A 14,149-nucleotide genomic window follows, 5' to 3' on the forward strand; every position below is an offset into this window, starting at 1 on the left:
CCCCCGCCCCCCCCCCCCCCCCCCCCCCCCCCCCCCCCCCCCCCCCCCCCCCCCCCCCCCCCCCCCCCCCCCCCCCCCCGGGCCCGGTCAGGCGGGGGAGCCGCCCTGCCGGTTGAGCGCCAGGACCGACAGCAGTTCGTAGCCCACGTGCGCGGCGGCGATGCCGGTCAGCTCGGCGTGGTCGTAGGGCGGGGAGACCTCGACGATGTCGGCGCCGACGACGTCGATCCCGACCAGCCCGCGCAGGGTCTGCAGCAGCTCCCGGCTGGTCAGCCCGCCGGCCTCCGGCGTCCCGGTGCCCGGAGCGTGCGCCGGGTCCAGGACGTCGATGTCGACCGACACGTACACCGGGCCGCCGGCCAGCCGGCTGCGCATCCGCTCGACGATGCTCGCGACGCCGTCGACCTCGTAGTCGTCGGAGCGGATCACCTGGAAGCCGAGCACGGCGTCGTCCTCGAGGTCCTGCTTGCCGTAGAGGGGGCCGCGGATGCCCATGTGCAGCGAGCGCTCGAGGTCGATCAGGCCCTCCTCGCTGGCGCGGCGGAACGGCGTGCCGTGGGTGTAGGGGGCGCCGAAGTAGGTGTCCCAGGTGTCCAGGTGCGCGTCGAAGTGCAGGACGGCCACCGGTCCGGAGTCCCGGGCGATCGAGCGCAGGATCGGCAGCGCGATGGTGTGGTCCCCGCCGATGGTCAGCAGCTGCGCGCCGTCCGCGCGCAGGTCGGTCACCGACCGGTCGATGGTCGCGATCGCGTCGTCGAGGTCGAACGGGTTGACGCCGATGTCACCGGCGTCGGCCACCTGCTGGGTGCCGAACGGGGTGGCGTCCAGGGCCGGGTTGTAGGGGCGCAGCAGCTTGGAACTCGCCCGCACGTGCCCGGGGCCGAAGCGGGCCCCGGGCCGGTAGCTGACGCCGGAGTCGAACGGGACCCCGAGGACGGCGACGTCGGCGCGGGAGACCTCGTCGAGGCGGGGCAGCCGGGCGAACGTGGCCGGGCCGGCGTAGCGGGGGACCCGGGTGGCGTCCACGGGGCCGATGGGGTTCTGCTGTTCCACGGGGTCGACTCCAGGGGATGGGGGAGACGGTCAGCCGGCGGGGTCGGCGGCCGGGACGTCGTCGGGCACCCAGCTGACCGCCGTCCGGGGGCGCCGGTCCACGGTGAGCCGGAAGATGTCGGCCCGGCTGGAGTGGCCCGCGACGTCGAGGTCGTGCTTGAAGGCGGTCGTGAGCTCCAGGTCCAGCTCCGCGTGGACGGTACCGGCCCCGTCGAGAGGCTCGGCCACCCACGAGCCGTCCGGGCCCGCCACGGCGCTGCCCCCGGGGAACCACGTGCCCGTCGCGGGGGTGCCGGGGCCCACGCCCAGCCGGTAGGGCTCGCGCAGGTCCTCGGGGACGTCCTCGGCGCGCAGGTACTGGGCGGCGGAGACGACGAAGCAGCGGCCCTCGAAGGCGTAGGTGCGCACCGCGAGCGCGTGCACCTCGGTCATGTCCGGCCACAGCGCCAGGTGCACCTGCTCGTCCTGGGCGTGCAGCGCCTGGCGGATCAGCGGCTGCCAGTGCTCCCAGCACACCAGCCCCCCGACGCGGCCCACCGCCGTGGGGTGCACCTGCAGGCCCGACGCGTCCGGGGACGGCGCCCACACGATCCGCTCGGTGTGGGTCGGGACCAGCTTGCGGTGGACGCCGAGTGTGCCGCCGTCGCCGTCCAGGTACAGCAGTGAGTTGTACAGGGACCCGCCGGCGGTGCCGGTCCGCTCGTTGAGGCCCATCGCGACGAGCACCCCGTGCCGGCGGGCCGCCGCGCGGAGCGGGTCGAGCTCGGGTCCGTCCACGGCGGGGCACTGGGCGAGCAGCCGGCCGTACCAGCGCCGCGCCTCGGCGTCGTCCCACCCGGCCAGGCCGAACACCCACGCCGGGTAGCCGGTCAGCCAGGTCTCCGGGAAGACGACCAGCTGCGCGCCGTCGGCGGCGGCGGCCCCGACGGCCGTGACCGCGCGGGCGACCCCCGCCGCCAGGTCGAGCACGGCGGGCGGCTCCTGGACGACGGCCACCCGGGCGGGCGCTGGGCGCGGGCTCACGCCGGGGCGTCGAACTGGTCGGGCTGGGCCAGGCCCTGCCGGACGAGCTGCTCGAGCTCCTCGTCGCTGCGGGCACGGGCGCGCTCCTCGGCGGCGGTGTCGAGGGTGCGGCTCAGCAGCAGGTACAGGCCGCCGGCGACGACGAGCCCCACGACGAAGGAGACGTCCACGCCGCCGAGCGCCTCGGCCACCGGGCCGGTGTAGGCGGTCGTGACGACGAAGGGCACCATCGCGACCACCCCGGCCACGTAGGCGGTCAGCCCGCGGGCGGGCCAGGTCCCGTAGATGCCGCGCGGCTTGAAGATCTCGGTGATGGCGTAGTGGCCGCGGCGGACGAAGTAGAAGTCCACCAGGTTGACCGCCGTCCACGGGATGAGGAAGTAGAGCATCAGCAGCACGAAGGTGTTGAAGCTGCCGAGGTAGTCCTCGGGGAGCACCAGCGCGATGACCACGGCCAGCACCATCACGACGACGATGCCGGTGACGCGGGTCCGCACCCCGGGGGTGATCCGGCGGAAGCCGTCGACCGCGCTGGCGCTGGTCAGCATGGCGCCGTAGGCGTTGACCGACATGATCCCGATCAGGGCCGGGACGGAGACCAGCACCAGCGCCGTCCCGAAGTGGGGGAACAGCTCGTTGCCGACCGCCACCAGGCTGCCGATGGCGTCGGGGGCCTCGAGCCGGTCGGCCAGCAGCGCCCCGAGGCTCATGAGCCAGATCGCCGACCCGGCCGCGCCGAGGTAGGTCCAGCCGATGACCTTCCCGGCGGGGGTGTCGGTCGGCAGGTACCGGGAGTAGTCGGAGACGTAGACCGAGTAGCTGATCTGGTAGCCCGCGGCGAGGGAGAACATCGTGAGGAAGCCGGTGAGGGTCCAGCCGGTCTCCACCGGCCGCGGGGTGTCGCCGAGGTGGACGATCGCCCAGACGGTGAAGACGCCGAAGGCCACCAGCAGGACGTAGGTCAGCCAGCGCTGCACGAAGTGCAGCAGGTCGTGGCCGACGACGGCGATCGCGATGCTCACCAGGGCGAGCACGGGGTACCAGAACCCGGGGCCGCCGGGCAGCACCAGCTGCAGCGCCTGGGTGGCGAGGATCAGGTCGAACACGATGAAGCCGACGTAGACGAAGACCGTCGCGGCGAAGGGCAGCACCGCGCCGCGGGAGCCGAACTGCGCGCGCGACTGGATCATCTGCGGCAGGCCCATCCGCGGGCCCTGGTTGGCGTGGAAGGCCATGAAGAAGGTGCCGAACCCGACGCCGAGGACGATGGCCAGCAGCGTCCAGCCCAGCGACAGCCCCAGCGTCACGCCGATGAACCCGGTGACCATGGTGACCAGCACGAAGTTGCCGGCGAACCAGAACGGCCCCTGGTGCCAGACCTTGCCGTGGCGTTCGGCCCGGGGCACGTAGTCGATCGACCGCACCTCGATCCGGCTGCGCTCCGGGTTGCGCATCGCGTCGCTCATCGGGTCCTCCACTGCCGGCTCCGGCGGCGCGCCGGAGATCACCGTCCGCGAGGGTCGCAGATCACTCCTCCCTCCTGCGCTGGAGGAAGCTCCCGGACTTCTGCCTCCCCGTTGTAGGTTCCTCCGATGGTCAGTACCCTCCGCGATCTGCTCCACGCCCCCGGCCTCGACCTGGAGCTGGTCGTCGACGGCGACCTGGACCGCCCCATCCGGTGGGTGCACGTGACCGAGGTGGCCGACCCCTCGCCCTACCTGGCAGGGGAGGAACTGCTGCTCACCGCCGGGGTGTGGCGACGCCGGGGCGCCTCCTCCGGGGAGTTCGTGCGCGCCCTGGCCGGGCGCCGGGTGGCCGGTGTGGGCTACGGGCTGCTCGACCCCGACGAGCGGGTGCCGCAGGCCCTGGTGCGCGCCTGCCGCGAGCACGGCGTGCCGCTGCTGGTGGTGGGCGTGCAGACCCCCTTCCTGGCCATCTCGCAGTGGTTCGTCGACCGGCTGACCCGGGAGAGCGAGGCGGTGCTGCGCGGGACGCTGCGGCTGACCACCGACCTGCTCGCCGCCGCCGAGACCGAGCCGACCGGGCCGGCCCTCGGCGCGGTCGCCGCGGTCCTCGGCCGGGCGATCGGGCGGGAGGTGTGGATCACCGACGGGGAGGGGGCGCCGCTGGCCTGGAGCCGCACGCCCCCGGACGACGGGGCGCGCGCGGTCCTCGCCGCGGAGGCCGGCCGCGCTCCGGCGTCGGACGAGCCCCGGGACGTCGACGTCCCCGGGCGGGGCACCTGGCGCGTGCGGGCCGTCGTGACGGGCCGACGTCGCGCGGCGCTGCTCGCCGTCCCGGTCACCGGCGAGGACCTGCTGGTGCGCGCCCGCACCGACGCCGCCGTCCCCATCGTCGGCCTGGTGCTCGCCCGCGAGCGGGCGGTCCGGGAGGCCGAGCGCCGGCTGTCCGGTGAGGTGGTGTCGCTGGTCCTCGGCCACCAGGACGAGCTGGCCGCGGCCCGGCTGGCGACCTACCGGCTCGACCCCGAGCGCCCGCTGGTCGTGGTGGTGTGCCGGGTCCGCGACGGCGAGGCCGCGCTGGCGCTGGCGGAGAGGTGGCGGGAGGACGCCGGGATCGACGCCGTCCTCGCCCTCCGCGGGACCGAGCTGTTCGCCGTCCTGTCCGGCGCCGCGGTGCAGGAGGACGGCGGACCGCTCGCCGTCGGCACGGCGCTGGCCCGCCGGGTGCGCGCGGGAGGCGCGGGGGTGAGCTCGGCCGACGGCGTGGCCACCCTGCGGCGGGCGGCGATCCAGGCGCAGCAGTCCGCCGAGCTCGCCCACGGCAGCGGTGCGGTGCTCTCCGACGAGCTCCGCGGCCGGCACGCCTACCTGCTGGCCCTGCAGGACCGCGGCGACGTGGAGGACTTCCGGCAGACGGTGCTCGGTGGGCTGGAGGAGCACGACCGTCGGCACGAGGCGCACCTGCTGCCCACGCTGCGGGCCTTCTTGGAGACCGGTGGCCGGTGGCAGGAGACCGCCGACCGCCTGCACGTGCACGTCAACACGTTGCGCCACCGCCTGGCCCGGGTCGAGCAGCTCACCGGGCGGCGGCTGGACAGCACGCCCGACCGGGTCGACCTCTGGCTAGCGCTGCAGGCTCCACCGGTCCGGGCCGGGTAGCGCCGGCTGCCATGCTGGTGCCCGCAGGTCCCGGACCGGAGAGGAGTCCCGTGCGCATCGCGCTGTTCCAGGGCCCGGCGGAGACGCCGGACCCCGAGGCCGGCCTCGCCGCGCTCGCCGCCGCCGCCCGGCGCGCCGCCGCGGCCGGCGCGCGCGTGCTGGTCACGCCCGAGATGTCGGTGACCGGGTACGCGCTGGGCCCGGAACGCGTGGCGGCGCTGGCCGAGCCGGTGCCCGGTCCGCTGACCGCCCGGGTCGCGGAGATCGCCGCGGAGACGGGGCTGGCCATCGTCTACGGCCACCCCGAGCGCACCGGGGCCGGCGTCGCGAACAGCGTGCAGGTGGTCGACCGCGACGGCCGCCGGCTGGCCGGCTACCGCAAGGCGCACCTCTACGGCGAGCTGGACCGCAGCTGCTTCGTCCCGGGGGACGTCGGCGTCGTCCAGTTCCGCGTCGACGACGTCGTCCTGGGGCTGCTCATCTGCTACGACATCGAGTTCCCCGAGGCGGCCCGCGCGCACGCGCTCGCGGGCACCGAGCTGCTGCTGGTCCCCACCGGGCTCATGGACCCCTACGACCAGATCAGCACGGTGCTGGTCCCGGCCCGAGCCCTGGAGAGCCAGCTGTTCGTCGCCTACGTCAACCGGATCGGCCGCGAGGGCGACTACACCTACCTCGGCGCCAGCTGCCTGATCGCCCCGGACGGGACCGCGCTGGCGCGCGCCGGGCGGGGGGAGGAGCTGCTGGTCGCCGACGTCGACCCGGCGGCGCTGCACGCCTCCCGGGCGGTGAACACCTACCTCAGCGACCGCCGTCCGGAGCTGTACGCCGGGCCGGTGGCCTGACCCCTACCCGCCCTCGCGCATCTCCCAGGGGGAGCCGTAGGCGGTCAGCAGCTCCAGGAAGGGCACCGCGTCGAAGGCCTCCGGGCCGAGCACCCCGCGGCCCTGCCACCGTCCGGTCGCCAGCAGCTCGAGGGCGACGACGGGGTTGACCGCGGTCTGCCACACCACGGCCTGCGACCCGTACTCGGCCATCGACCAGGCGTTGTCCACGACGTGGTACAGGTACACCTGGCGCGGACGGCCGTCGGTGCCGGTGCCGCTCACCCACAGCCCCGCGCAGGTCCGGCCGGTCATCAGCTCGCCGAGCCCGGCGGGGTCCGGCAGCGCGGCGGCGACCAGGTCGCGCGGGGAGACCTCGACGTCGCCGACCCGGATCGGCGTGGTGGAGTCCAGGCCGAGCTCGTGCAGCGTCTTGAGGATCCCGATGAAGTGGGAGCCGAGCCCGTACTTGAAGGTGACCCGCCGGGCGTCGACCCACCGGGGCATGAGGAGGACCTCCTCGTGCTCCACGTTGACGCACTCCACCGGGCCGATGCCCTCGGGGAAGTCGAAGACCTCCGGTTCGCTGAAGGGCTCGGTGGTGAACCAGCCGCGCTCGCGCTCCCACACCACGGGCGGGTTGAGGCACTCCTCGATCGTGGTCCAGATGTTGAACGACGGGGCGAAGGAGTGGCCGCGCACCGTCAGGTCCGAGCCGTCCCGGACGCCGAGCTCGTCGATCTCGGTGAACAGGTGGTCGGCGGCGTACCGGGCGAAGACGTCGGAGAGCCCGGGCTCCACGCCCATGCCGACCAGGGCGAGCCGTCCTGCCGCCTCCCACTCGCCGGACAGCGCGAACTGCTCGTCGCCGAGCTTGACCCCGGTCTCCTCGTGCGGCCGCGCCGGGTGCGGGTGCGACAGGGACATCGCCATGTCCAGGTAGTCGACGCCGGCGGCCAGCGCGGCGCGGAACAGCGGCATGACGAAGCGCGGGTCGGTCGCGTTGAGCAGCACCTGGCAGCCGTGCTCGGCCAGCAGCGCCCGGACGCCGTCCTCGTCGCTCGCGTCGACCCGGGCGGCGACGCACCGCGGGTCGCCGATCGCGGTGACCGCCTTCTCGGCGCGGGCGAGGTCGTAGTCGCTGACGACCAGCCGCTCCACGAACTCCCGGCGGGCCGCGATCGCGGTGACCGCGCTGCCGACCCCGCCGGCGCCCACGAGCAGGATGCGCATCTCCACCTCCACAGGTGGCGGTCACCCTAGCCACTCGTTCCGTGGTCGGAACAGTCTTGGAACCGGCAAACCCTTGCCGACACGCGCTTCTGCTGCGATAACCGTCGCATGAGCGCGGACCCCGCGGAACCCGCCGTCCGCCCGGGTGCGGAGCCCACGCTCCGCCCGGGCGCCATCGGCTTCGTCGACGCCCTCGTGATCGGGCTGGCGTCCACCTCGCCGGCGTACTCGCTGGCGGCCATCATCGGTGCCCTGGTGGCACTCACCGGGGTCAACACCCCCGGCGTGCTGCTGGCCTCCTTCGTGCCGATGCTGCTGATCGCCGCGGCCTTCGCCGCCCTGAACCGGGTCGACCCCGACTGCGGGACGACGTTCTCCTGGGTGACGCGGGCGATGGGGCCGTGGGCCGGCTGGATCGGCGGCTGGGCGATCACCATGACCGGCGTCCTGATCATCGGGTCGCTGGCCAACGTGGGTGTCGTCTTCGCGCTCCGGACGCTGAACCTGGACTCGCTGGCCGAGAACACGGTGGTCGTCCTCGTGCTGACCGTCGCCCTCATCCTGCTGATGACCTGGATCTGCGTGCTGGGCACCGAGCTCTCGGCCCGGCTGCAGAACGGGCTGATCCTCGCCCAGACCCTCGCGCTGCTGGTGTTCGCCGCGGTGGCGATCGTCCGCGGGGTCACCGGGGACAGCCCGCTCGGCGGTCTGGACCCGAGCTGGAGCTGGCTCAACCCGTTCGGCGCCGGCGGGGCGGCGCTGTCCGGGGGGCTGCTGCTCGGGGTCTTCGCGTACTGGGGGTGGGAGTCGGCGGTCAACCTCACCGAGGAGACCCGCGACTCGACGTCCACCCCCGGCCGGGCGGCGATCGCCTCCACGATCGTCCTGCTGGTCACCTACGTCGGTGTCGCGATCGCCGTCCTGGCCTTCGCCGGGACCGACTACCTGGCGGAGAACGCCGACGAGGAGGAGGCGATCTTCGCGCTGCTGTCCACCGAGGTGATGGGCGGCTGGGACTGGGTGGTCCTCCTGTCCGTGGCCACCGCGGCCATCGCCTCGACGCAGACGACGATCCTCCCGGCCTCACGCACCGGGCTGTCGATGGCGCGGCGACACGCGTTCCCGCGCCGCTTCGGCCACATCTCGCCGCGGCACCGCACGCCGGACGTGTCCACCTGGTGGGTGGGCGGCATCGCCAGCGTCTGGTTCGTCGCGGTGAGCCTGCTCAGCGAGAACGCGCTGTTCGACTCGATCACCGCGCTGTCGCTGCTGATCGCCTTCTACTACGCGCTGACCGGCATCGCCTGCGCCGTCTACCACCGGCGGCAGCTGACCCGCAGCGTGTCGTCGTTCCTGCTCATCGGTCTGGGGCCGCTGGTCGGCGCGGGGCTGCTGATCTGGCTGCTGGTGCTCGCGATCCGCGACATCTCCGACCCGGAGAACTCCTACACCGGGCAGGCCTGGCTGGGGGTCGGGCCGCCGCTGGTCATCGGCGTCGGCATCTTCCTCGTCGGCATCGTCCTGATGCTGGTCTGGCGGGCGAGGGACGGGCGGTTCTGGCAGGAGCGCCCCGGCATCGCCGGGGACCGCATCGAGGTCGACGAGGACCTCCGGTGAGCATCGTCCTGGGGTACGACGAGTCGCCCGGCTCCCGGCCGGCGCTGGCGATGGCGATCTCGCTGGCCGCGCGCTTCGACGAGCCGCTGGTGCTGGTCTACGGCGTCGAGCCGCCGGGCGGCGTCGGGGAGGAGTTCCAGGCCCACCAGCGGGCGATCGCCGAGCTGGGCCGGACGGCGGTGTCGCACGCGGTCGAGGAGGCCGAGAAGGCCGGTGTCGCGACGGTGGTGGAGGTGCTGTCGGAGAAGCCGGCCCAGGCGCTGGTCGACGCCGCGCACCGGCACGACGGTCGGGTGATCGTCGTCGGGACGCGGGGGGAGAGCCCGCTGCGCGGTGCGTTCCTGGGCTCGGTGTCGCACAAGCTGCTGCACCTGTCCGACCGCCCCGTGCTGTGCGTCCCGGCGACCGAGGAGGGATGACGCCGCCCCGCTCGCTGTCGCTCTGGCACGACACGCTGCCCACGGGTGAGCTCGAGCGGCGGCGCCCGGCGCTGACCGGCCGGGTGGAAGCCGACGTCGCCGTGGTCGGGGCGGGGTTCACCGGGCTGTGGACCGCCCACTCCCTGGCCTGCCGGGACCCGGGGCTGCGGGTGGTCGTCCTCGAGCGGGAGTTCGCCGGGTTCGGCGCCTCCGGCCGCAACGGCGGCTGGCTGTCCGGCCTGCTGCCGGTCGAGCCCGACGCCGTGGCCGCCGCCTCCTCCCCGGCCGCGGCCGCCGCCTGGCAGCGCGCGGCCTGGGACACCGTGGACGACGTGCTGCGGGTGGCCGACGCGGAGGGGATCGACGCGCGGGCGGACAAGGGCGGGTACCTGCGCCTGGCCACCTCGGAGCTGCAGGCCCGGCGGCTGCGCGCGGAGGTGGCGGCGGCACGGCGCCGGGGTCTGGGCGAGGAGGACCTGCGCTGGCTTCCCCGCGGGGAGGCCCGGGCACGGGTGGCCGCCGACGGGGTCTTCGGTGCCACGTTCACCCCGCACTGCGCCGCCCTCGACCCGGCCCGGCTGGTGCGCGGGCTGGCCGACGCGGTGGAGCGGCGGGGTGTCGCCGTCCACGAGGGGACGCCGGTGACCGGGATCGCCCCGCACCGGGTCCGCACCGCCGCCGGCGAGGTGCGGGCGCGCGTGGTGGTCCGGGCGCTCGAGGGCTACACGCCGGCGCTGCCCGGCCACCGCCGCACGCTGCTGCCGGTCCGCTCGCTCGTGCTGGCGACCGAGCCGCTGCCCGAGGGCTTCTGGGCGGAGGTCGGCTGGCACGGCCGGGAGACGCTCAACGACGCCCGCCGGCTGCTGGTCTACGCCCAGCGCACCCGCGACGGCCGGATCGTGTTCGGCGGCCGCGGCGCGCCGTACCGCTTCGGGTCCCGGACCTCCGGAGGAGCCGAGCACGCCCGCGGGGTGCACGACGCGCTGCGCCGCAGCCTCGCCGAGCTGTTCCCGGCGCTGGCCGGCGTCCGTGTGACCCACCGGTGGGGCGGCGTGCTCGGCGTGCCGCGGGACGGGTGGCCGTCGGTCGGCTTCGACCCGGGCACGGGGCTCGCGCACGCGGGCGGCTACAGCGGGGACGGCGTCGCGCTGGCCGCCCTCGCCGGGCGCACCCTCGCCGACCTGGTCACCGGCCGGGACAGCGAGCTCGCCCGGCTGCCCTGGGTGGGGCACCGCTCACCCCGCTTCGAACCCGAGCCCCTGCGCTGGCTCGGCGTCAACGCCGGGATCCGCCTGGCCGGGCTGATCGACGACCGCGAGCGGCGCACCGGACGCCCGGCCCGGCTGCTCGACCGGGCGATGACCGCCCTCACCGGGCACTGAGCCCTGCCGGGACGTGGTGACCTCGCCCAGGCGGTCGGCTCCGCGATGACGCCCGCCGGGGTGGGCCCTCACCCGTGCGTGACGAGCCGATGCGCTGGGCGCCGACCGGGCTGTCGTACCGGCATCATCTACTGCTCGCGCGGCGCCTGCACCCGACACAGAACCCCACGCCGCGGGCTCGGTGCCACGCGATCGAGAGGCCGGGATGACCCAGACGGCAGCGAGCCAGGCGACCGTGGGGGAGGTGCTGGCCGAGCTGGCCGAGCTCGCGGACCCCCAGATCCGCGCGGTCAACGCCCGGCACGGTGACGACCACGGCGTGAACCTGACGCAGCTGCGCGCGCTCGCCGAGCGACTGGAGACCCAGCAGGACCTCGCGCGCGAGCTGCGGGAGACCGGGGACTCCGCGGCGCGGCTGCTGGCACTGCTGATCTGCCGGCCGGAGGCGTTCGAGCGCACCGAGGTGGACGCCGTGCTGCGTCAGGCGCGCACCCCGGAGGTGCACGACCGGCTCGTGAACCACGTGGTCGAGAAGAGCCCGCACGCCGAGGACCCGCGCCTGGCCTGGCCCGCCGACCCCGACCGGGCGATCGCGAGTGCCGGCTGGGTGTTCACCACCGAACGCGTGGCGAAGAAGCCCGAGGGCCTCGACCTCCCGGGCCTCCTCGAGCGCGTCGAGGCGGAGATGGAGGACGCCCCGGACCGCTTGCGGTGGGCGATGAACCACTGCCTGGCGCAGATCGGGATCGAGCACGCCGAGCACCGCGCCGGAGCGCTCGACATCGGGGAGCGCCTGGAGGTGCTCGAGGACCACCCCACGCCCCGGGCGGCACCTCCCTCCGCGCCCATCTGGATCACCGAGATGGTGCGCCGACAGCGCAGCGAGTGAGCCTGGTGGGCGGAGGCGCCCGGACCGCGCCGCGCCCGCCGGGATCAGCATCACCCGCAGGTCGACGCTGATCTCGGACTGCAGGGGCTCGGGGAGGCTGTCGTCCCCCGGCTCGCCGACTGCCACGAACCCGAGGCGCTGTGGCAGGCGTGCGACACCGGTCGATCCCGCACGGGCAGGCACATGGTCGCGCGGTCGAGTTCGACCGCGACGTTCCCGCGGGAACGTCCGGTAGGCGGCAGGGCGCGCAGGAGCCCACCTCTGCCGGGCCGCGCCGAACCACACCGTGAGGCGGCCGGGGAACGGCGACCGAGGCCCGACACCGCGGACGGTCGGCCGGCAACGACCCCGGAGGCGCATCGCGCGGCGCGACGCCGTGCGCCGAGGCCGGGTTCCCGGTGCTGGAACCCGGCTCCAGCGCACGCTCTCCGGGCGTCCACCCGGTCGGGGACGACGACGTCCGCGTCAGAGCCTGGCCCAGGCCTCCGTCAGGACCGACCGGAGCACCTGCTCCATCTCGTCGAACTCCGCCTGCCCGCAGATCAGCGGCGGGGCGAGCTGGACGACGGGGTCCCCCCGGTCGTCGGCGCGGCAGTACAGGCCGGCCTCGAACAGCGCGCCGGAGAGGAACCCGCGCAGCAGCCGCTCGGACTCCTCGGCGTCGAAGGTCTCCTTGGTCGCCTCGTCCTTGACCAGTTCGATCCCGTAGAAGTACCCGTCGCCGCGGACGTCGCCGACGATGGGCAGGTCCAGCAGCCGCTCCAGCGTGGCGCGGAAGGCGCCCTCGTTGTCGAGCACGCGCTGGTTGAGGCCCTCCTCGTCGAACAGGTCGAGGTTGGCCAGGGCGACCGCGCAGCTGACCGGGTGCCCGCCGAAGGTGTAGCCGTGCGGGAAGGACGCCGTCCCGCGCAGGAAGGGCTCCACGACCCGGTCGGAGGCGATCATCGCGCCGATGGGGGAGTAGCCCGAGGTCATCCCCTTGGCGCAGGTGATCATGTCCGGCGTGTAGCCGAACTTGTCGCAGGCGAACGTCGTGCCCAGCCGGCCGAAGGCGCAGATGACCTCGTCGCTCACCAGCAGCACGTCGTACCGGTCGCAGATCTCCCGCACCCGGGCGAAGTAACCGGGTGGCGGGGGGAAGCAGCCGCCGGCGTTCTGGACCGGCTCGAGGAAGACCGCCGCCACCGTCTCGGGCCCCTCGAAGAGGATCGCCTGCTCGATCTGGTCGGCGGCCCACCGGCCGAACGCCTCGGGGTCGTCGCTGGACAGCGGGGCCCGGTAGAGGTTGGTGTTGGGCACCCGCACCGAGCCGGGCACCAGCGGCTCGAAGACCTCCTTGAGGGCCGGGACGCCGGTGATCGACAGCGCGCCGTGTGTCGTCCCGTGGTAGGCCACCGCCCGGCTGATCACCTTCGTCTTGCCCGGCTTGCCGGTCAGCTTGAAGTACTGCTTGGCCGCCTTCCACGCCGTCTCCACCGCCTCGCTGCCGCCGGTGGTGAAGAAGACCCGGTTCAGGTCGCCGGGTGCCGCGGCAGCCAGCCGCTGCGACAGCTCGATCGCCGCCGGGTGGGCGTAGGACCACAGCGGGAAGAACGCCAGCTCCTCGGCCTGGCGTGCGGCGGCCTCGGCCAGGGCCCGGCGCCCGTGCCCGGCCTGGACGACGAACAGGCCCGACAGTCCGTCGAGGTAGCGCCGGCCGCGGTCGTCGAAGAGCTCCGCACCCCGGCCGCGCACGATGACCGGCGGCGGGGTGTCGCGGTAGGCGCCCATCCGCGAGAAGTGCAGCCACAGGTTCGCGGTGGCCTCCGCGCCGACCGGCTGACCCGGTGCGGTGACGTCCTGCTCGGTGGTGGTCATGACTGCGGATCCCGTCGTCAGGAGAGGGGAGACATGGCGGAATCGTAGCGAGAAGCCACCCGGACAGACGACGCCGTCAGCGACGGTGCCCGGATACGATCCGCACAGCCCGGAGCCGCGCGGGCGACGGACACGGGCGGGGGGGGCGGGGATGACCATCCGGGGACAGTTCGTGCTGGACGACGTGTCGCGCGCCATCATCGAGCAGCTCCAGGAGGACGGCCGCCGTCCCTACGCCCGCATCGCCGGCGCCGTGGGGCTCTCCGAGGCCGCGGTGCGGCAACGGGTGCAGCGGCTGCTCGACGCCGGCGTCATGCAGATCGTGGCGGTCACCGACCCGCTGCAGGTCGGCTTCTCGCGGCAGGCCATGGTCGGCGTGCGGACCAGCGGCGACGCCCGCGCGGTCGCCGACCGGCTCGCCGAGTTCACCGAGGTCGACTACGTCGTCATCACGGCCGGCTCGGTCGACCTGCTCGTCGAGGTGGTCTGCGAGGACGACGACCAGCTGCTCGAGCTGGTCGCCCGCATCCGCGCGGTGGACGGCGTGGAGTCCACCGAGACGCACCTCTACCTCGGGCTGCGCAAGCAGACCTACGCGTGGGGCACCCGGCGGTCCCCGGTGCTCGTCAGCGAACCGGACCCCGGAGTGGACACCCGACCCCCGAGTTGATCATGGGGATGTTGCCGCCGACATGGCGCGACTCGCCGTACCGACCGGCGACACCCCCAT

Annotated in this window: 12 protein-coding genes; 7 read left to right on the top strand and 5 right to left on the bottom strand. The window is 74.5% G+C overall.

The window, feature by feature from the left end:
* Positions 1–87 precede the first annotated feature (87 nt).
* The 3 genes from speB to ACI79C_RS22915 are packed head-to-tail and all read right to left on the bottom strand — an operon-like array spanning position 88 to position 3,542.
* Positions 88–1,053, bottom strand: a complete 966-nt coding sequence (gene speB / locus ACI79C_RS22905; protein WP_456947997.1) for an agmatinase — start codon at positions 1,051–1,053, stop codon at positions 88–90.
* A 30-nt stretch (positions 1,054–1,083) separates the two neighbouring features.
* A complete protein-coding gene (locus ACI79C_RS22910; protein WP_456947998.1) occupies positions 1,084–2,076 on the bottom strand; it encodes a carbon-nitrogen hydrolase family protein in 993 nt (330 codons plus the stop codon).
* Positions 2,073–3,542, bottom strand: a complete 1,470-nt coding sequence (locus ACI79C_RS22915) for a purine-cytosine permease family protein (protein ID WP_456947999.1) — start codon at positions 3,540–3,542, stop codon at positions 2,073–2,075. Before ACI79C_RS22915 ends, ACI79C_RS22910 begins: the two co-directional genes overlap by 4 nt.
* Positions 3,543–3,668: 126 nt before the next feature.
* On the opposite strand from ACI79C_RS22915, the gene ACI79C_RS22920 reads away from it, so the two are divergent.
* Together ACI79C_RS22920 and ACI79C_RS22925 are read left to right on the top strand one after the other, a co-directional pair.
* Positions 3,669–5,198: a PucR family transcriptional regulator gene (locus tag ACI79C_RS22920; protein WP_456948000.1), complete on the top strand. Its 1,530-nt coding sequence runs from the start codon at positions 3,669–3,671 to the stop codon at positions 5,196–5,198.
* 50 nt (positions 5,199–5,248) lie between these two features.
* Entirely contained in the window at positions 5,249–6,043 is a 795-nt protein-coding gene (locus ACI79C_RS22925; RefSeq protein ID WP_456948001.1) for a carbon-nitrogen hydrolase family protein, read from the top strand.
* Between the two features lie 3 nt (positions 6,044–6,046).
* On the opposite strand, the gene ACI79C_RS22930 is transcribed toward ACI79C_RS22925, so the two are convergent.
* Positions 6,047–7,255 (bottom strand): saccharopine dehydrogenase family protein, encoded by a 1,209-nt coding sequence (locus tag ACI79C_RS22930; RefSeq protein WP_456948002.1) that lies wholly within the window; start codon positions 7,253–7,255, stop codon positions 6,047–6,049.
* A gap of 108 nt (positions 7,256–7,363) precedes the next feature.
* On the opposite strand from ACI79C_RS22930, the gene ACI79C_RS22935 reads away from it, so the two are divergent.
* The 4 genes from ACI79C_RS22935 to ACI79C_RS22950 all read left to right on the top strand — a co-directional run bounded on the left by ACI79C_RS22935 (position 7,364) and on the right by ACI79C_RS22950 (position 11,562).
* A complete protein-coding gene (locus tag ACI79C_RS22935; protein WP_456948003.1) occupies positions 7,364–8,872 on the top strand; it encodes an APC family permease in 1,509 nt (502 codons plus the stop codon).
* A complete protein-coding gene (locus ACI79C_RS22940; protein ID WP_456948004.1) occupies positions 8,869–9,291 on the top strand; it encodes a universal stress protein in 423 nt (140 codons plus the stop codon). The genes ACI79C_RS22935 and ACI79C_RS22940 overlap by 4 nt, the downstream gene beginning before the upstream one ends.
* Positions 9,288–10,673: an NAD(P)/FAD-dependent oxidoreductase gene (locus ACI79C_RS22945; protein ID WP_456948005.1), complete on the top strand. Its 1,386-nt coding sequence runs from the start codon at positions 9,288–9,290 to the stop codon at positions 10,671–10,673. The genes ACI79C_RS22940 and ACI79C_RS22945 overlap by 4 nt, the downstream gene beginning before the upstream one ends.
* 205 nt (positions 10,674–10,878) lie before the next feature.
* On the top strand, positions 10,879–11,562 hold the full coding sequence (locus ACI79C_RS22950; protein WP_456948006.1) for a DNA alkylation repair protein: 684 nt from the start codon (positions 10,879–10,881) through the stop codon (positions 11,560–11,562).
* A gap of 465 nt (positions 11,563–12,027) precedes the next feature.
* Here ACI79C_RS22950 and ACI79C_RS22955 read toward each other — a convergent pair whose 3' ends face one another.
* Entirely contained in the window at positions 12,028–13,419 is a 1,392-nt protein-coding gene (locus ACI79C_RS22955; protein WP_456948007.1) for an aspartate aminotransferase family protein, read from the bottom strand.
* Between the two features lie 151 nt (positions 13,420–13,570).
* On the opposite strand from ACI79C_RS22955, the gene ACI79C_RS22960 reads away from it, so the two are divergent.
* Positions 13,571–14,089, top strand: a complete 519-nt coding sequence (locus ACI79C_RS22960) for an Lrp/AsnC family transcriptional regulator (protein ID WP_456948008.1) — start codon at positions 13,571–13,573, stop codon at positions 14,087–14,089.
* The last annotated feature ends 60 nt before the right edge of the window (positions 14,090–14,149 follow it).

The organism is Geodermatophilus sp. SYSU D00697, from assembly GCF_054050175.1.